The 17,854-nt window shown below is 45.6% G+C and carries 16 protein-coding genes and 1 pseudogene; 11 read left to right on the top strand and 6 right to left on the bottom strand.

From position 1 onward, the window contains the following. Positions 1-18 precede the first annotated feature (18 nt). Positions 19-1,164, top strand: coding sequence for a phospholipase A (locus F905_RS04455; RefSeq protein WP_005177679.1), 1,146 nt, complete (start codon positions 19-21; stop codon positions 1,162-1,164). Positions 1,165-1,235: 71 nt separating this feature from the next. Here F905_RS04455 and F905_RS04460 read toward each other — a convergent pair whose 3' ends face one another. From F905_RS04460 to ilvA, 3 genes are all read right to left on the bottom strand, one after another. Beyond that, positions 1,236-2,600: a TrkH family potassium uptake protein gene (locus F905_RS04460; protein WP_005177680.1), complete on the bottom strand. Its 1,365-nt coding sequence runs from the start codon at positions 2,598-2,600 to the stop codon at positions 1,236-1,238. Positions 2,601-2,611: 11 nt separating this feature from the next. After that, positions 2,612-3,262: a potassium channel family protein gene (locus F905_RS04465; protein ID WP_005177682.1), complete on the bottom strand. Its 651-nt coding sequence runs from the start codon at positions 3,260-3,262 to the stop codon at positions 2,612-2,614. Between the two features lie 144 nt (positions 3,263-3,406). Continuing rightward, on the bottom strand, positions 3,407-4,945 hold the full coding sequence (gene ilvA / locus F905_RS04470; protein ID WP_005177685.1) for a threonine ammonia-lyase, biosynthetic: 1,539 nt from the start codon (positions 4,943-4,945) through the stop codon (positions 3,407-3,409). Positions 4,946-5,052: 107 nt separating this feature from the next. On the opposite strand from ilvA, the gene rpiA reads away from it, so the two are divergent. The 7 genes from rpiA to F905_RS04505 all read left to right on the top strand — a co-directional run bounded on the left by rpiA (position 5,053) and on the right by F905_RS04505 (position 11,765). After that, entirely contained in the window at positions 5,053-5,724 is a 672-nt protein-coding gene (gene rpiA, locus F905_RS04475) for a ribose-5-phosphate isomerase RpiA (protein WP_005177689.1), read from the top strand. A gap of 110 nt (positions 5,725-5,834) precedes the next feature. Beyond that, entirely contained in the window at positions 5,835-6,515 is a 681-nt protein-coding gene (locus tag F905_RS04480) for a M48 family metallopeptidase (protein ID WP_005177691.1), read from the top strand. Positions 6,516-6,698: 183 nt separating this feature from the next. Then, entirely contained in the window at positions 6,699-7,754 is a 1,056-nt protein-coding gene (argC, locus tag F905_RS04485) for an N-acetyl-gamma-glutamyl-phosphate reductase (RefSeq protein WP_171065059.1), read from the top strand. A 79-nt stretch (positions 7,755-7,833) separates the two neighbouring features. Further along, positions 7,834-8,580, top strand: coding sequence for a DUF6776 family protein (locus F905_RS04490; protein WP_005177701.1), 747 nt, complete (start codon positions 7,834-7,836; stop codon positions 8,578-8,580). 18 nt (positions 8,581-8,598) lie between these two features. Beyond that, positions 8,599-9,015 (top strand): ATP-dependent Clp protease adapter ClpS, encoded by a 417-nt coding sequence (clpS, locus tag F905_RS04495; RefSeq protein ID WP_034597522.1) that lies wholly within the window; start codon positions 8,599-8,601, stop codon positions 9,013-9,015. A 9-nt stretch (positions 9,016-9,024) separates the two neighbouring features. Continuing rightward, positions 9,025-11,301: an ATP-dependent Clp protease ATP-binding subunit ClpA gene (clpA, locus tag F905_RS04500; RefSeq protein WP_005177712.1), complete on the top strand. Its 2,277-nt coding sequence runs from the start codon at positions 9,025-9,027 to the stop codon at positions 11,299-11,301. Between the two features lie 110 nt (positions 11,302-11,411). After that, complete coding sequence (locus F905_RS04505) at positions 11,412-11,765, top strand: YnfA family protein (protein WP_005177718.1); 354 nt, start codon at positions 11,412-11,414, stop codon at positions 11,763-11,765. Positions 11,766-11,848: 83 nt separating this feature from the next. Here the strand turns inward: F905_RS04505 and F905_RS04510 are convergent, their stop codons facing one another. Continuing rightward, positions 11,849-12,322, bottom strand: coding sequence for a hypothetical protein (locus tag F905_RS04510; protein WP_005177720.1), 474 nt, complete (start codon positions 12,320-12,322; stop codon positions 11,849-11,851). A 259-nt stretch (positions 12,323-12,581) separates the two neighbouring features. Here F905_RS04510 and F905_RS04515 point away from each other — a divergent pair, with 259 nt between their 5' ends. Together F905_RS04515 and F905_RS04520 are read left to right on the top strand one after the other, a co-directional pair. After that, on the top strand, positions 12,582-13,514 hold the full coding sequence (locus F905_RS04515; protein WP_034597525.1) for an IS5 family transposase: 933 nt from the start codon (positions 12,582-12,584) through the stop codon (positions 13,512-13,514). Between the two features lie 174 nt (positions 13,515-13,688). Continuing rightward, positions 13,689-14,981: pseudogene (locus F905_RS04520) on the top strand (MFS transporter). A gap of 78 nt (positions 14,982-15,059) precedes the next feature. Here the strand turns inward: F905_RS04520 and argF are convergent. Both argF and F905_RS04530 read right to left on the bottom strand, forming a co-directional pair. Then, on the bottom strand, positions 15,060-15,974 hold the full coding sequence (gene argF, locus F905_RS04525) for an ornithine carbamoyltransferase (protein WP_005177730.1): 915 nt from the start codon (positions 15,972-15,974) through the stop codon (positions 15,060-15,062). A gap of 114 nt (positions 15,975-16,088) precedes the next feature. After that, on the bottom strand, positions 16,089-16,739 hold the full coding sequence (locus F905_RS04530) for a TetR/AcrR family transcriptional regulator (RefSeq protein ID WP_034597529.1): 651 nt from the start codon (positions 16,737-16,739) through the stop codon (positions 16,089-16,091). Between the two features lie 226 nt (positions 16,740-16,965). Here F905_RS04530 and prpB point away from each other — a divergent pair, with 226 nt between their 5' ends. Then, complete coding sequence (gene prpB / locus F905_RS04535) at positions 16,966-17,850, top strand: methylisocitrate lyase (RefSeq protein WP_005177735.1); 885 nt, start codon at positions 16,966-16,968, stop codon at positions 17,848-17,850. Positions 17,851-17,854: the final 4 nt, after the last annotated feature.

Below are 17,854 nucleotides of genomic sequence, written 5' to 3' on the forward strand. Positions count from 1 at the left end.
AACAATAGAGGAAGTTCTATGGCGTTCAATCCTGTTGAGCGCACAAGCTGGTCGCTGAGTGTTACTGCACTCAGCGCTTTGTTTGTGACACATGTACAGGCGCTGGAAGCAACGGTGGTCACCATTCCGCCGACACCGGAGGCCTGTGTGGCGCTGGAGTCCAATGCCGAGCGTTTAGCCTGTTATGATGCTTTATTCAAGTTGCCGGAAGCAGAAAAGGCCGATCTGGTTTCCGAGCGTCAGGCGGCGCAGCAATTGGCCCCTCCACCAGAAACCGTTAAAGAAAAAATTGTGGCCGGGGTGAACAACCTGTTTTCGCTGGAAGGCTCACATATTGATCCGAATGTGTCGTTACTGGATAAACGCTGGGAACTGGCACCCGAAAGCAAGCTGGGCACCTGGAATATCCGGGCTTATCAACCGGTGTATCTGATGCCGGGCTTCTGGACCTCCGATAAAAACGAACGTCCATCCAGTCCGAATGAAAACAATACCGTTACTGAAGCGCAGCAGCAGAACCTGACATCAACCGAAGCCAAATTCCAGTTGTCACTAAAAACCAAAGCGGTTGAAAACCTGCTGGGCGATAATGGCGATCTCTGGCTCGGCTATACCCAGTCCTCACGCTGGCAGGTTTATAATGGTGAAGAATCACGCCCATTTCGTGAAACCAATTATGAACCTGAAGCCAGTTTAATGTTCAGAACCAATTATGAGATTCTGGGCTTGAATGGGCGCTTGTTAGGCCTGACCTTGAACCATCAGTCCAATGGCCGTTCCGATCCGCTGTCACGGAGCTGGAACCGGGTCATTTTGAATCTGGGCTTTGAAAAGAATAATTTTGCGCTGATGCTGCGTCCGTGGTATCGCATTGAAGAAGACCGCAGTGATGACAACAACCCGGATATTAAAAACTATATTGGCCGTGGCGATATGCTGGCATTCTACCGCTGGAAAGATCATGATTTCTCGCTGATGTTACGGCATAGCCTAAAAGGTGGAGATGATGCGCATGGCGCTGCCCAGTTTGACTGGGTATTCCCGATTAGCGGCAAATTAAGAGGGCATTTCCAGCTGTTTGATGGCTATGGAGAAAGCCTGATTGATTATAACCACCGCGCGACCTATGTCGGCCTAGGTGTATCGTTAATGAACTGGTTCTAAATTCATGCACCCGCAAAAAGCCACTGTAGACAGTGGCTTTTTTAATTTCAGTTGATAACGGAACTCGCGCATCAACCAATCTGAATATCGGTGGTGGGATGTTGCAGACGGCTGCGTTTAGGCGTGGCAATTAAATAGGCTAAGGTCAGTGGGCCTAAACGGCCGGCAAACATCAGCAGCATTAAGGCCACCAGACTTATGGGTTGTAATTCTCCGGTAATCCCGCGAGACAAACCTACGGTACAGGCCGCAGAAACAGCTTCAAACAGCAAGTCCATAAACTCATGTTCAGGTTCCAGCAGCAACAGGCTGAAAATCCCGGCAAAGACTAAAAATGCAGTAATTGACACCACAGCCAAGGCTTTAAAGGTGGTTTTTTCCGGTACCGAATAATTAAACACCCGCACTTCATCGGCGCGTCGTAAAAAGCTGATCACGCTTAATACCACAATAATAAAGGTGCCGACTTTAATGCCACCGGCGGTACTTAAAGAGCCTCCGCCAATAAACATCAGAAACATGGTCAGCAAATTGGAAGCATCACTCATGCTGGCAATATCCAGACTGTTAAAGCCCGAAGAACGGGGCACGGTGGCATGGAACCAGGCATTCCAGGCCTGATCGGTCAGGCTCATGGCGGCCAGCGTCGCAGGATTGCTGGCTTCGAGTAACCAGATGGTGATAAAGGCAAACAGGTTTAAACCCAGAATGGTGGAGAGAATCAGTTTGCTGTTGGCGCTGAGTTTATGCCAGCGCCGGGTTTTTTTAATGTCCATTAGCACCACGAAGCCCACACCGCCAATAATGTAAAGCATGCTGATGGTAAAGGTAATCAGATATTGATCGGCAAAGCTCATTAAACTGTTGGGAAATAATGAAAATCCGCCATTATTAAAAGCCGAAACACTATAAAAGGCGGCATAGAAAAAGGCTTCCAGAAAATCGTAATCCTGCAGCCAGGCCAGGGTCAGAATAAAGGTGCCGATGCCTTCAAAAAACAGTGAATAGAGTAATACGCCTTTAATGGTAAAGCCCACCGTCGCCAGACTGGTCTGACCAATGGTTTCCTGGGCCATCATCTGCTGTTTTAAGCCAATTTTCGGTGACAGGCTCATGGCGGCCAGAATTGCGAAAGTCATAAAGCCCAGCCCGCCACATTGCAGCAACAGCATAATCACAATCTGGCCAAATACGGTATAGGCCTCGCCGACATTGACCACCGACAAGCCGGTAATGGTCACCGCAGAGGTGGCAGTAAATAAAGCCTGTAACCAGCTCAGGTCCCCCTCATGGGCAAAGGGCAGTTTAAGTAGCAAGGTCCCAATCACAATAAAGCTTAAAAATCCCAGTGCGAGCAGACTCGGCGGGCTTAAATTGACCGTGGTTGCTGTGCTGGGCTTCGCCGTATTTTTATAGGCAGTCTTATTCTTCGTCATGTGGTTCATGGCTATTTAAAATGCTTGGATAAGCGTTTCAGCTGTTCAACCTGGCCTTCAAGCACCAGAATATCGCCTTGCTGCATAATTAACTGCGGATCGAGGCTGAACTGAATCTCGCTGCCGCGTTTATGCAGCAGGGTTTTCACTTCTGGCGCATGACCGATAAACTCATGATAGCGCGTACCGTTTAAGGCTTCAGTGACTTCCACTTTGACAATAAAGTGGTCATCTTCCAGCGCCATATAGCGGCTGACCATCGGATAACTCAGTGACTGGGCAATGCGGACACCCATATCTTCTTCCGGATGAATAATTTTGCTGACCTGCAGATGGGTCAGAATCATGTGGTGGGCTTTGGACTTGGCTTTGACATAAATTTTTTCCAGCCCCATATTTTTCAGATGCAGCACACATAAAATACTGGCTTCAATATCTTCACCAATGGCCACCACCACCGCATCACAGTTCTGAATATTCAGCTCCTGTAGCACGTGTTCGTCGGTAGCATCGGCAATCACGGCGTGGGTAATTTCCTCGGCAATATTTTCCACATACTTTTTATTAATATCGATGCCAATCACATCATGTTTCAGGCTGACCAGTTGCGTGGCAACGGTGGCACCAAAACTGCCTAAGCCAATGACTGCAAATTGCGCCATAGTGTGTTCCTAATTACATTTTTATGGTTAGCGTGAATATAAATTTATTTTAAAGATCAGGTGGATATTTACATCATTTTTCTTAGGGTGTTTGTGTAAACCAATAAAAAACCGCCAGCAAATGGCGGTTTTTTAAACTGGATTTTATTTCAGGAAGCGCTGATAACCTAAGTTATTGCTAATTTCCGCATATGGATAGCTAATGCTTTCCAGGGTTTCAATCAGCCCGTCCGGGTTCTGTTTGGCATCGCTGGCTTCCAGACCCACCAGCACACGGCCTTCGGCGGCGCCGTGGTTACGGTAATGGAACAGGGTGATGTTATGGGTCGGGCCTAAACGCTCCAGGAAGGTCAGCAGGGCGCCTGGACGCTCCGGAAATTCCACCCGGAACAGACGTTCATTTTCAATATCGGCATGACCGCCAATTAAATAGCGGATGTGCAGTTTGGCCACTTCATCATCGGACAGATCATCAACATCATATTGCACTTTCAAGGCCTCAAAGATGTCATGACGTTCTTTTTCACCGCCTTTTAAGCTAATGCCGACAAAGACCTGTGCGGCCGATGCATCACTGGCACGATAGTTAAACTCGGTAATATTACGGCCTTGCAGGGCGCGGCAGAAGTTCAGGAAGGAACCTTTCTGCTCTGGAATGGTGACTGCAAAAATCGCTTCTTTGCGTTCGCCCAGTTCAGTACGCTCGGCGATATAACGTAGGCGGTCAAAGTTCATGTTCGCGCCGCAAACAATCGACACGATATTTTTACCAATCAGCTCATGCTGCTCGACATATTTTTTGATGCCGGCCAAGGCCATAGCACCTGATGGTTCCACAATGCTGCGGTTTTCATCAAAAGTATCTTTAATTGCAGCGCAGATTTCATCGGTATTCACCAGCACCACATCCGGTTCGACAATCGGGCCAGAGTTGTCTGATTTTTGCAGGCGAATCACATCAAATGGTTTTTCACCAATCTGTGCCACGGCAGTTCCATCGGCAAACAGACCAACCGAAGGCAGAACAATACGCTCACCGGCTTCTAAGGCTGCTTTCAGACAGGCTGATTCATCATATTCCACTGGAATGACTTTGACATGCGGAGCGACATCACCCAAGTACGCTGCTACACCGGCAATCAGGCCACCGCCACCTACGGCAACAAAGACATAATCGACATCGCGCCATTGACGTAAAATTTCATTGGCGATGGTGCCTTGGCCGGCCATGACCAGTTCATCATCATAAGGTGGAATGAAGGTCATGCCATCATCCTGGGCACGCTGAATGGCATATTTGTTGGCCACATCAAACGAATCGCCGTGTAGTACTACTTCGCCACCTAAACGTTTTACCGCCTGTACTTTAATATCTGGCGTGGTTTTAGGCATCACGATAATGGCACGAATCCCCAGTTTTTTTCCTGAAAGAGCCACGCCTTGAGCATGGTTGCCGGCTGAAGCTGTGATCACGCCACGTTCTAACTGCGCTTTAGGTAGTTGGCTAATACGGTTATAGGCACCGCGTAGTTTGAAAGAAAAGACCGGTTGTAAATCTTCCCGCTTGAAGCGGATGTTGTTATTCAGTCGTTCACTAATTCGTGGCGCTGCTTCGAGTGGGGTTTCGATTGCAACATCGTAGACTGTTGCTTGTAAAATTTGTCGAACCAAACGAGACAGCATGTTAATCTTCCATCTAACAGTTTAAAATAGGGGTTTATTGTAACAAACCCCTGTACATTTGGGCTGTAAAATCAGCATCAAATGTCAAAAAATAGTTGAGCGAAGTCATGAGTCTGTATGCAACCCAAGATGAGAAGAAACAAGCTGCGGCAAAAGCAGCCTTAAAACATTTGCCTAAAGGCGGGATTCTGGGTGTAGGCACAGGCAGTACCGTCAATTTCCTCATCGATTTATTGCCAGAATTGCAACTGGAAGCGGCTGTGGCCAGTTCTGAAGCAACGGCAGAGCGCCTGAAAAAGCTGGGCATTGAGGTCGTGGATATGAACAGCGTGGGCGGTTTAGATGCCTATGTCGATGGTGCAGATGAAATTGACCGTCATATGCACATGATTAAAGGTGGCGGTGCGGCGTTAACCCGTGAAAAAATTGTCGCGTCGATTGCGAAAAAATTTGTTTGTATCGTTGATGATTCAAAATGGGTTGAACAGTTGGGCCGTGAATTCCCGCTACCGGTTGAAGTAATTCCAATGGCACGTTCTGCCGTGGCACGCAAGCTGGTCGCACTTGGGGGTGATCCGGCGTACCGTGAAGGTGTGGTAACCGATAACGGCAATGTGATTTTAGATGTTTATAACCTGAACATCCTGAACGCACTGGAACTGGAAAAAACCATCAATGACATTCCGGGTGTGGTGTGTAACGGTATTTTTGCTTTAAACAAAGCTGATATTGCTATTGTTGCAACCAATAACGGTATCGAAGAGCGTACTGCAATTTAAACTTAACAGCTTTAAGAGTTAATCTCCCCAAACCCCTCTTTAAAAAAGAGGGGCTTTTCTCCCTCCTTTATTAAAGGAGGGTCGGGGAGGACTCTCTAAAAAGAACAATAATGACATTATCCGACCTTCCTGAAATTCAAATCACCCGTAATGTTCGTGCGACGCGACTGCGTTTACGTGTCGATGGTCAGCAGATAAAAGTCACGGCGCCTGTTTTTTGTAGCAATCGTCAAATCCAGAAATTTATTGCCGATGCCGAAGGCTGGCTGTTAAAAACCTGGCAAGCACAGCAGGCCCAGTTGCAGCAGATTGATCAGAGCCTGCCTGCTGAATTACAACTGTTTAATCTCAATACACCCATTCAGATTGGTTATCAGAGCCAGAAACAGAATTTTATCTGGGATGAATCTGCTTTACAGTTGTGGATTAGTGATCGGCATCCTGAAGCTTATTTAAAAACCTTTATGATTGCTTATGCCAAGCAGCATTTGCCGCTGTATTTAAAACAGTTGAGTCTGGATACCAGACTGAACTTTAACGGCTGTAATATCCGCCAGCCGAAAACCCGTTGGGGCAGTTGCTCGGCCCGCCACGATATTATGCTGAATAGTGCGCTGGTATTAATGCCAGAAGCGATTTGTCGTTATGTCTGTGTGCATGAGTTGGCGCATACCCGCCATTTTGATCATAGCCCGCGCTTTTGGGCAGAGGTGGCGCGGCATGATCCTGAGTTTCAGCAGCATCGACAATTTTTAAAACGCTTTCAGTTGCCGTATTGGTGGTTGGGGTGAGGGTGCCGGGTCATCCTTGTTGAACTCACCCACTCCTCGTTCATTTTCTTGAAAAATCAGTACTCTGATCGATCCAATAGATACATAAGACAAAAAACCATCAATACCGAGTAAAAAGGTTTAGAAAGCACAAACTTCCTGTCATACTACTGCTTTATTGAACATAGCACACTTGATTGAGGTATGAACGTGATTTCAGTAGGTATTGTCGGCGGTACAGGTTATACAGGCGTTGAACTTTTACGTCTTTTACTACGACATCCAGAGGTACAGGTCACTGTATTAACCTCACGTACTGAAGCTGGTCGCCGTGTCGATGATATGTTCCCAAGTCTACGTGGTCATACCGATTTATGCTATTCAGATTTAAATATTGAAGATTTAAAACAGTGTGATGTGGTGTTCTTTGCTACGCCGCACGGTGTTGCCATGAAACACGCGGCCGATCTGGTTGCGGCCAATACCAAAGTCATTGATCTGGCGGCAGATTTCCGTTTACAGGATTTGGCCCAATTCGAAAAATGGTACGGCATGGAACATGCGTGTCCGGACATTCTTAAAGATTCAGTTTATGGTTTATCTGAACTGAACCGTGAGCAGATTAAAACAGCACAGGTGATTGGCAACCCGGGCTGTTATCCAACTACCGTGCAATTAGGTTTGGCGCCATTATTAAAATCTGCTGAAACCTTGATTAAACCTAAAAGCATTATTATTGATGCCAAATCAGGCGTATCTGGTGCCGGCCGTAAAGCCAGCCTGGGCATGATTTACTCTGAAAATGCCGATAACTTCAAGGCTTATGGGGTGGCAGGTCACCGTCATCATCCGGAAATTGTGGAAGCATTGGAAAATATTTCTGGTCAAAAAGATGTGTTTAACCACATTGTGTTTGTACCGCATTTAGTGCCGATGATTCGTGGCATGCTCAGCACCATGTATATTGACCTGACCGATGCAGGGGATGCGACAGATGTACAGGCGCTATATGAACAGTTTTATGCGCAAGAGCAGTTTGTAGATGTAATGCCAGCAGGCAGCTCACCTGAAACGCGTTCAGTACGCGGCGCGAACCAGTTACGTATTGCGCTGTACAAGCCGCAACCGAAGAAACTGGTGGTGCTGGTGGCACAGGACAATCTGGTGAAAGGGGCAGCCGGTCAGGCGGTACAAAACATGAACCTGATGTTTGGCTTTACAGAGCAGGCTGGCCTCGAGGTGATTGGTCTATTACCATAAGAAACGCTTTTCGACTTCACACACATTTAGATTTCGATTTAAATGTGTGGTTTGAATGCAATCAAAACAAGAGATGACGATGCAGAATACGGATACCAATACCACGTCACAACCGACGCCACCGAAAAAACCTTTTATGCAAAGCAATTTACCTCTCGTACTCGGTGCAGCTGTATTAATGTTAGGCAGCGGCTTTTTGGGCTATTCGGTGGGGCATCGTCAGGGTTTGACTGTGGTCGGTTATGATGCCGATGCAGAGCAGCTGGTTGAAGTCGTACAGGAACAGAAAGTTCGTCTGGAAAGCCTGAATAAAACCCTGAATGCAGCGGTTCAGGAGCGTGATGTAGCGGTCAGCAATGCCAATGACCTGTATGCGGCCCTGAATCAGGCACGTAATGATAAAATCCAGGCCGATGGCATGGGCAATTTATACCGTGAAGTGCTGCGTAATCGGGGTGGTTTAAGTCTGACCATCCAGAATATTGGGATTAAACCTTTACCCGATAATGCCTATGAATATCAGCTCGATCTGGTGCAAATCAGCCCGAATAAGCGCCGTGCTTCAGGCAATGTTGAACTGCGTCTGATTCAGGGCACCGAGGTGCTGGTGGTGCCCATGGAAGACAATAATTTCAATTTTGATAATTATGAGCGCCTGACCGGCCGCTGGACCATGCCAAAAGGCTTTAGTCCGCAATTTATTGAAGTGCGTTTAACTGGTAGTACCCCTGTGACCAAACGATTCAGCTGGGCACGTGGAAAAGCCACGGAAGCGCCTTCTGCCTTTATCTCTGAAATACCGCAAGCAGAAGCCACTGCGCAATAACTGTGAAATAAATCTCTTATGCGAAGTAACAAACGACCAATTTGTTTAAACGAAATCAAACAGTCTTTTCAGCAGTCCGGCATAGTGGACTGGCATTTTAATCCGCGTTTAAGTACGGATGAGCCGAATGAGCATGAGGACGGAGACATTGCCGTACAAACGGCGCCGCCTGAATTAAAGCGTCCACCACTATACGCTGTCGTTTTATTGAACGATGACTACACCCCAATGGACTTTGTAATTGAAATTTTACAACAATACTTTGCAATGAATCTTGACCAAGCGACTCAAGTAATGCTAACTGTACATTACGAAGGAAAAGGTATTGCAGGGGTTTATCCGCGAGACATCGCAGAGACCAAAGCAAACCAAGTCAATAATTACGCTCGATCTCAAGGTCATCCATTACTTTGTCAGATTGAGCCTAAAAACTAAGGGGGTTACATGCTCAGTCGTCAATTAGAAGTATCATTACGTTTGGCTGTTAGCATGGCTCGTCAAAAGAGACATGAGTTTCTGACGGTAGAACATTTATTATTGGCTTTGCTCGACAATGATTCTGCAGTAAATGCGCTAAAAGCATGCGGGGCAGATATTATTGTGCTGCGCAAAGAACTTGAAGAATATGTAGAACAACATACCCCTAAACTCGGTGAAAACAGCGATCAGGCACCGCATCCAACGGAAAGCTTTGACCGTATTTTGCAGCGAGCAATTTTCCATGTGCAATCCAGTGGTGGTGATCGCACAGTCGAAGGCGCAGATATTCTGGTTGCGATGTATTCGGAACGGGATTCTTTTGCCGTATATCTATTAAAACGCCATCAAATTAACCGTTTAACCTTAACTCAGTATCTTTCTCATGGTACGCGTAAAGAAGAATCGCAAGCCGAAGAAGAAATTGAAGAACTCGATGGGGAAAGCTCAACTTCGGCCAATAGCGGTCCGCTGGAGCTGTATACCACCAACCTCAACAATGAAGCGGTGAAGGGCAAAACTGACCCACTGATTGGCCGTGAAAAAGAAATTGAACGCGCCGCGCAAATCTTATGTCGCCGTCGCAAAAACAACCCGCTGCTGGTCGGTGATCCGGGGGTGGGTAAAACCTCAATTGCCGAAGGTCTGGCCTGGTTAATTGTGAATGGTAAAGCGCCAAAACCACTGCTCAATTCAGAAATTTACAGTCTGGATATTGGTGCCTTGGTGGCCGGAACCAAATACCGCGGTGATTTTGAAAAACGCCTGAAACAGCTGTTAAATGCGTTAAAGAAAAAGCCGGAAGCAATTTTATTTATTGATGAAATCCACATGATTATTGGTGCCGGTTCCAGCATGGGCAGCACCATGGATGCCTCGAACCTGATTAAACCAGCGCTAGCCAATGGCACTTTGCGTTGTATCGGTTCGACCACGTTCCAGGAATATCGTCAGGTCTTTGAGAAAGATCATGCCTTGTCGCGTCGTTTCCAGAAAATTGATGTCAATGAGCCATCAATTCCTGAAACCATTGATATTTTACGTGGCCTGAAATCAAAATTTGAAGATTTCCACCATGTGCAATATGATGATAAAGCACTGGTTTCTGCGGTTGAGTTGTCATCTAAATACATTAATGACCGTTTCTTGCCAGACAAGGCCATTGACGTGATTGATGAAGCCGGTGCACAGCGCCGTCTGAAAGATGAGCAGGAAGATCGTCTGATTACCGTGGAAAATATCGAAGATATTGTGGCGAAAATTGCCCGTATTCCACCGAAAACGGTGTCTAAAGATGACAAGACTGTGCTTGAGCATCTGGAACGTGATTTGAAACGTGTGGTGTTCGGTCAGGATGAAGCGATTGAAGCGTTAGCATCCGCCATCAAACTGTCACGCGCCGGTTTGAAATCGCCTGATAAACCAGTGGGTAGTTTTGTATTTGCCGGCCCGACCGGGGTGGGTAAAACTGAAGTCACCAAGCAGCTGGCCAAATTGCTGGGTGTCGAGCTGGTCCGCTTCGATATGTCGGAGTACATGGAACGCCACGCGGTGTCCCGTTTAATTGGTGCGCCGCCGGGCTATGTCGGTTTTGATCAGGGTGGTTTGCTCACCGATGCGATTCATAAAAATCCGCATTGTGTGCTGCTACTCGATGAAATTGAAAAAGCCCATCCGGATGTGTTTAACCTGTTGCTGCAAATTATGGATCATGGCTCATTGACCGATAATAACGGGCGTAAGTCAGACTTCCGTAATGTGGTGCTGGTACTGACCACCAATATTGGTGCAGAAAGTATTTCTCGTGTCAGCATTGGCTTTATGGAACAGGACAACAGCAATGACAACCAGGAAGCAATGAAAAAAGCCTTCTCGCCTGAATTCCGTAACCGTCTGGACAGCGTGATTCAGTTTAAAGCCTTGCCGACCAGCGTGATTGAAAGCGTGGTCGACAAGTTCCTGACTGAACTGCAAGCTCAGCTGGATGAGAAAAAAGTCATTCTTGAAGTAGATCAGGATGCACGTGAGTGGATGGCTGAACATGGCTATGACCGTTTAATGGGTGCACGCCCAATGCAGCGTTTAATTCAGGAACACCTGAAGAAACCACTGGCAGAGATGATCCTATTTGGTGAGCTGGCTGAACACGGCGGCAATGTAGCCGTATCTGTCAAGAAAGAAAACGGTAAAGCCACCGGTTTGAAACTTGAAGTATTTGAAGATCAAACCGCTGAACCGGCTTAATCCTGTACTTGAATATGAAAGCCCGTGTATGCACGGGCTTTTGTTTGTTTAAGGTTTATCTTTTTACCTTTCTATTGGAAAGCTGCGCGTCACTTGTATTGTGAGTTTTTATGGATTTTTCTATCACTAAAATTCTGACCACGGTTTGTCTGTTCTTGGTGACGGCGGTGGCGGAAATTTTGGGCTGTTACTTTCCTTATTTAATTTTGAATCAGGGGAAATCACATTGGCTCTGGTTGCCTACGGTATTGGCTCTAGCGGTATTTGTCTGGCTGTTAACCTTGCATCCGGCAGCATCAGGGCGAATTTACGCCGCTTATGGTGGGATTTATATTTTCACTGCTTTAATGTGGCTGAAATTTGTTGATCAAGTCAGTTTAAGTCGTTGGGATCTGCTGGGTGGTCTGGTGGTGATGTGCGGCGCGCTGATTATTATTTTGCAGCCACAAGGACTGGTGCGTTAATTTTTCTATTGTCATTGTGGGCTGAAAATGGGAATTTACTGCGGCAGGATTTACTACCGCAGTTAGTGATTAATCGGGTTGGTTTAGAATTGACATTCCGAATTTTTTAGCTGTAACTGATACTGCTGCTGCGCCGAGCTTAACTGCAGCTCAATCCGGTAGGGATTGACGCGTTGGAACTGATGCTCAAAAATCATCTCACAATTCTGCAGTAAATTCTTTTTCATGATTTTTTTCACTTCGCTATGGCCAACATCCTGAGCAAACTGCTCGAAATCCGGGCTGCTAATCAAACCTTTCACTTCAACTCGGTCTGCAAATAGCTGCATCTGTTCAATAATCGTATTCTGATCGACCTGATACGGCAGGGTGCGTGAATCTTCCACACTAATAATATTCAGAATTTCATTAAGTCCGGTCGTATTCTTGATTTTGTACTCGGCATCAATGATCTGTTTTTGTTGCAGATACTGGTCCAGTTCACTGGCATGGCTGGTGAATGAAAAGACACTGAGTCCGAGGGCTAAAACTGTCGACAAATAGATTTTATTGTTCATTCGAGTCACACATTATGATCTGTATTTTAGGTATTTATATCAACATGAATAGGGCGGATAAGCAACCACCCGATCTGGCTTCATCTTTATAAATATAAGAAATATATAATCTATTTATCTGTAAATTATTGTTTTTAAAGACTTTTTAACTAAAAAATTGATTAAAAATTACATTTTGTTTTTGTGTGAAGTTTCCACTAAAAGTGGCTTTGTTGCACAAAGCTGTTCTTAAGGACTCCTTCGGCAATATAATTTCCAAATGAAGAAGCCTACACACAAAATCTACCGCACAACCAATTGGCCCGCATATAACCGAGCTCTCATTAATCGTGGGAATATTGCCATTTGGTTCGATCCAAAAACACAATGGTATGCAGAACCTCAAGGCAAACAAGGTCGAAGTCAAACCTACTCCGACATAGCGATTCAATGCTGTTTGATGATCAAATCTCTATTTAGACTCACTTTACGCATGGTCACTGGCTTTGTTCAGAGCCTCATTAAACTTTGTAGATTAGATTGGACAGCACCAGATTATTCGACTATTTGTAGAAGACAAAAGCATATTGATATTGCGATAAGCTATCAGAAAAGTCGTGATGGTCTCCACCTACTCGTCGACTCTACTGGCTTGAAGTTTTTAGGTGAAGGTGAATGGAAACGTAAGAAACATCAGCCTGAATATCGTCGCCAATGGCGTAAACTTCACATTGGTATAGATGCTGAAACGCTGCAAATACGGGCCGTTCAGCTCACGACAAACAATGTCAGTGATTCACAAGTACTCGAAGATTTACTTGATCAAATTCCACTTGATGAGCAGATTGATTCTGTCTATACAGATGGTGCTTATGACACGAAACACTGCAGAAAAGTCATTTCAGATCGACAGGCACATGCGGTGATTCCGCCAAGAAAAAATGCGAAGCCCTGGAAAGACAAAAAGCTGAGATCTTTAGAAAGAAATGAATTGTTGAAAACGGTTAAATGCCTAGGAAGAGCAATTTGGAAAAAGTGGTCTGGGTATCATCGCCGAAGCTTGGTAGAAACCAAGATGCATTGCATCAAATTATTGGGAGATAAACTCAGTGCACGGAGTTTTCAAAGCCAGGTGAATGAGATTCATGCACGTGTGGCAGTATTAAATAAATTTATGGAATTAGGCCGAGCTCATACCCAAGTTGTCACTTAAATTTAAACAACTTAGGAAAGCTCTATCTTTAAAATCTTTATGCAACAAAGCCACTAAAAGTTATATTAGCAACGCGCTTATGCTGTATCTAAGCAAAAATATCTCCTTATGTGGCAAGAGCTTATCGCCTCTATATGAGAAATTTCAATAAATTAAAAATGAGGAAGATAAACCTTGAGCCAAGCTTATACCAAACAGCAAAAAGCCAGTCGAATTAAGGGAATTATCGGGGCGGCCTCGGGCAACCTCGTCGAATGGTTCGATTTCTATATCTATGCTGTATTTGCGGTTTACTTTACCCAAGCGCTGACTGCACCGAACATGGATAGTTCTACCTAGGCCATTTATGTCTGGGGGGTATTTGCGGCAAGCTTCTTTATGCGTCCGATTGGCAGCTGGCTGTTTGGACGTATTGCCGATAAACATGGCCGTAAAAAGTCCATGGTGATTTCCATCTGCCTAATGGCCTTCAGTTCCTTTCTGTTTGCTGCATTGCCGACTTATGAGCAAGTCGGGATGGCGGCACCGTTCCTGCTGTTGCTGGTGCGTTTGTTACAAGGCTTGTCGGTTGGCGGGGAATATGGTGCGGTTGCCACCTATATGAGTGAGCTGGGTTTAAAAGGTCAGCGCGGCTTTTTTGCCTCGTTCTAATATGTGACTTTAACCGGCGGACAGTTACTGGCCAGCTTGCTGGGTGTAATTTTCCTGAGTTTTATGACCGAGCAGTAGTTACAGGATGGCGGCTGGCGTATTCCGTTTGTGATTGGTGGTCTGGCTGCCATTGCCTCACTGCTGGCACGAAGCCGTCTGGAAGAAACGTTGTCACATGAAGACAGCGATAAAGAAGAGTCAGGCAGCTTAAAAGAGCTGTTTAAAAATCACTGGAAAACTTTCTTGCTGGTGGTGGGCTATACCTCGGCGGGTTCACTTAGTTTCTATGTGATTACGGTTTATTCCAAAACCTATCTGACCAATATCGGCATTGATTCGCAGACGGTCGGGCTAATCATGACGGGCTGTATTTTTATTCTGATGGTGGCGCAGCCATTCTTCGGGATTTTATCAGACAGGATTGGTCGCAGAAATTCGATGCTGCTGTTTAGTGGTCTGATGGCGATTGCCATTTATCCTGTTATGGCAATCGGGATGCGTGCCTTTAGTGATTCACCCATGATGGTGGCCTTACTGCTGATTTTTCTGATGATGCTGTTAAGTCTGTATACCTCGATCAGTGGAATTGTAAAAGCGGAAATGTTCCCGCCGCATGTGCGTGCACTCGGTGTTGGTTTCTCTTATGCGGTTGGTAATGCAGTATTTGGCGGCTCAGCCCCTTCAGTGGCTTTACAGTTTAAATCAGCCGGTATTGAAAACAGTTTCTTTATCTATGTGATTGTGATGCGGGTGATCTGTTTCTTCTATAGTCTGCAAATTCCACGTGAAGCGCGCTATTTAAAAGATGATCATTAATCCGGATTTCATGACTTGATCAAAACGAAAAAAGCACCGGGAATGAACGGTGCTTTTTTATCTTGATGCGGTTAGCAATTATTTTAAATGCTCGTTGATCAGGAATTCCATTAGGGCTTTTTGTGCGTGTAGACGGTTTTCCGCTTCATCCCAAACCACAGAATTTTTATGATCCAGCATATTTTCTGAAATTTCTTCACCGCGGTGTGCAGGCAGGCAGTGCATGAACAGACAATCTGGATGCGCTAGATCCATGAGGCGTTCATTAACCTGATAGTTGGCAAATGCCTGTTCACGGATTTTCTGTTCTTCTTCTTGACCCATGCTGGCCCACACGTCGGTCACGATTAAATCGGCATTGACTGCGGCATCTTCAGCAGAATCGACCAGTTCAACACAGTGAGCAAATTCAGACAGGAATTTTTCTTGTGGCTCATAACCTTTAGGTGCGGCCACTTTCAGCTTGAAGCCCCACATGTGTGCCGCTTCAATATACGAGTTACACATGTTGTTGCCATCACCAATCCAGGCCACGGTTTTGCCTTCGATTGGACCGCGATGCTCAAGGAAGGTTTGCATATCGGCCAGTAATTGACATGGATGATGATCGTCAGTTAAGGCATTAATCACCGGCACTTTGGAATAAGAAGCAAAACGCTCCACAATGTCATGTCCAAAGGTGCGAATCATGACAATATCCAGCATGCTTGAAATCACGCGTGCTGAATCTTCAATAGGCTCACCACGACCTAACTGGGTGTCGCGTGGAGATAAGAAAATTGCGCTACCACCAAACTGATTCATACCAGCTTCAAACGATACACGGGTACGGGTACTCGACTTCTCAAAAATCATGCCCAAAACTTTACCAATAAAAGGTTGGAAAACTTCATGCTGATGCTGCTTGCGTTTAAGTTCAATTGCGCGTTGCAAAATCTGGTTAAGTTCTAAAGTCGACAGGTCGCGTAAAGTGAGAAAGTGACGTAGAGCCATTCGTTACTCCACAATAATTGCTGAAATTGAAATCAAAACAACAATTAGTTGTTGGTTGGTTAAATAAAACAGGGAATCGGCTAATATACTATATTGAATCGAAATTGCAAAAAACTAGACGATTTGGTGACCTTGCAGAAAGTGATCGACACAGTAATGAATATAGTCATCTGTGGTTTGCGGGTCATCCTGAACAGGCAAGCCCATTAAAATCCGCCATTCCAGATTACGCAGAATGCCAAAGAACAGCTGCGCTGAATAAAGTGTATTCTCACAGCGAATCAGACCCTGGGCGGCGGCATGATCCAGCGCATGTGCAATGGAAGTTTGCAAATGCTTGGGGCCTTGTTCATAGATATAACGCGCCAGTTCCACATTGTGCTGGGTGCGCTCCAAAATTAACCTTAAAAAGGCAGAATTGGCCGGCACACTTAAATGGCTTTTAAAATTATCTAGTGTATGAATTAAATAAGCCCGTAAATCACCCTCAAAAGATTCAAAGGGTAAGCAAATGTCTTTAAAGAACTTTTCCGCACGATAATCACAAATGGCGGTAAACAGGCCTTCTTTATTGCCAAAATATTTATAGATAAAGGCCTTGGAACCACCGGCATGATGCACGATATCATCCAGCGAGACAGCATCGTAGCCATGTTCCAGAAACAGGTCATTGGCGCTCAATAATAAAGCCAGACAGCGTTCATGCCCACGCTTGGTCGGAGGGACATCTTTGCTAAAGGGTTCTAACTGAGCCAAATCATGCATAATCAGGGAGCAGGCCGCCAATTGGTAAGGAATAAATATAATTGTAGCAAATATATGACCGCTTGGCATGGAATAGCGTAGACGGAAATGTATTGACTTTTTTCTTACAGATTTACTTGAATATTTGACTAAAGTTTTAGGGACTTTATTCTAATTGGTCATGGTTTAGGCAAAGATTCTGAGTATACTCAAGCCTCAATAATTAGAAACTACTGTGGAAAGGACGATGACAGAACAAACATCTGCAGGCTTAAGATTCAGACAGGCGCTGGACACGGAAAAGCCCTTACAAATTATCGGTACAGTCAATGCCTATGCAGCCATGATGGCAAAACAGGTCGGCTATAAAGCCATTTATGTATCGGGTGCAGGTGTCGCCAATTATTCCTACGGTTTGCCGGATTTGGGCATGACCAGCCTCGATAATGTCCTGGAAGATGTACGCCGTATTACAGAACGTGTCGATACACCTGTGCTGGTGGATATTGATACCGGCTGGGGCGGTGCATTTAATATTGGCCGTACCATCAAGCAAATGATTGCAGCAGGTGCTGCTGCGGTGCATATTGAAGATCAGGTGGCGCAAAAACGCTGTGGCCATCGCCCGAACAAGGAAATTGTGACCCAGCAGGAAATGGTGGATCGTATTAAAGCGGCAGTCGATGCCAAAACTGATTCCAACTTTGTGGTGATGGCGCGTACCGATGCCTTGCAAAAAGAAGGTTTGCAGGCGGTGATTGACCGGGCCTGTGCCTGTGTTGAGGCGGGTGCAGATGCCATTTTTGCAGAAGCCATGACCGACATTACCATGTACAAAACTGTTTGTGATGCAGTCGGTGTACCGGTACTGGCCAACATTACCGAATTTGGTGATACGCCGTATTACACCACTGATGAACTAGCTGAGCAGGGCGTGCGTATGGTGTTATATCCATTGTCGGCAACACGTGCAATGCAAAAAGCAGCGCTGGAAGTGATGCAGTCGATTCGTGAGCATGGCACACAAACCCATGTGCTGGATAAAATGCAGCAACGCAAAGAATTATATGAATTTTTAGATTACCACACCTTTGAAAACACATTAGATAAACTGTTCAAGCAGGAGAATTAAAACA

Source organism: Acinetobacter sp. CIP 53.82, from assembly GCF_000369465.1.
In the GTDB taxonomy this organism is placed as follows: domain Bacteria; phylum Pseudomonadota; class Gammaproteobacteria; order Pseudomonadales; family Moraxellaceae; genus Acinetobacter; species Acinetobacter indicus.

Bases quoted from the DNA above. Each gene is read 5' to 3' on its own strand.
- F905_RS04455 (WP_005177679.1), top strand. From the start codon at position 19: ATGGCGTTCAATCCTGTTGAGCGCACAAGCTGGTCGCTGAGTGTTACT.
- F905_RS04460 (WP_005177680.1), bottom strand. From the start codon at position 2,600: ATGACGAAGAATAAGACTGCCTATAAAAATACGGCGAAGCCCAGCACA.
- F905_RS04465 (WP_005177682.1), bottom strand. From the start codon at position 3,262: ATGGCGCAATTTGCAGTCATTGGCTTAGGCAGTTTTGGTGCCACCGTT.
- ilvA (WP_005177685.1), bottom strand. From the start codon at position 4,945: ATGCTGTCTCGTTTGGTTCGACAAATTTTACAAGCAACAGTCTACGAT.
- rpiA (WP_005177689.1), top strand. From the start codon at position 5,053: ATGAGTCTGTATGCAACCCAAGATGAGAAGAAACAAGCTGCGGCAAAA.
- F905_RS04480 (WP_005177691.1), top strand. From the start codon at position 5,835: ATGACATTATCCGACCTTCCTGAAATTCAAATCACCCGTAATGTTCGT.
- argC (WP_171065059.1), top strand. From the start codon at position 6,699: ATGAACGTGATTTCAGTAGGTATTGTCGGCGGTACAGGTTATACAGGC.
- F905_RS04490 (WP_005177701.1), top strand. From the start codon at position 7,834: ATGCAGAATACGGATACCAATACCACGTCACAACCGACGCCACCGAAA.
- clpS (WP_034597522.1), top strand. From the start codon at position 8,599: ATGCGAAGTAACAAACGACCAATTTGTTTAAACGAAATCAAACAGTCT.
- clpA (WP_005177712.1), top strand. From the start codon at position 9,025: ATGCTCAGTCGTCAATTAGAAGTATCATTACGTTTGGCTGTTAGCATG.
- F905_RS04505 (WP_005177718.1), top strand. From the start codon at position 11,412: ATGGATTTTTCTATCACTAAAATTCTGACCACGGTTTGTCTGTTCTTG.
- F905_RS04510 (WP_005177720.1), bottom strand. From the start codon at position 12,322: ATGAACAATAAAATCTATTTGTCGACAGTTTTAGCCCTCGGACTCAGT.
- F905_RS04515 (WP_034597525.1), top strand. From the start codon at position 12,582: ATGAAGAAGCCTACACACAAAATCTACCGCACAACCAATTGGCCCGCA.
- argF (WP_005177730.1), bottom strand. From the start codon at position 15,974: ATGGCTCTACGTCACTTTCTCACTTTACGCGACCTGTCGACTTTAGAA.
- F905_RS04530 (WP_034597529.1), bottom strand. From the start codon at position 16,739: ATGCATGATTTGGCTCAGTTAGAACCCTTTAGCAAAGATGTCCCTCCG.
- prpB (WP_005177735.1), top strand. From the start codon at position 16,966: ATGACAGAACAAACATCTGCAGGCTTAAGATTCAGACAGGCGCTGGAC.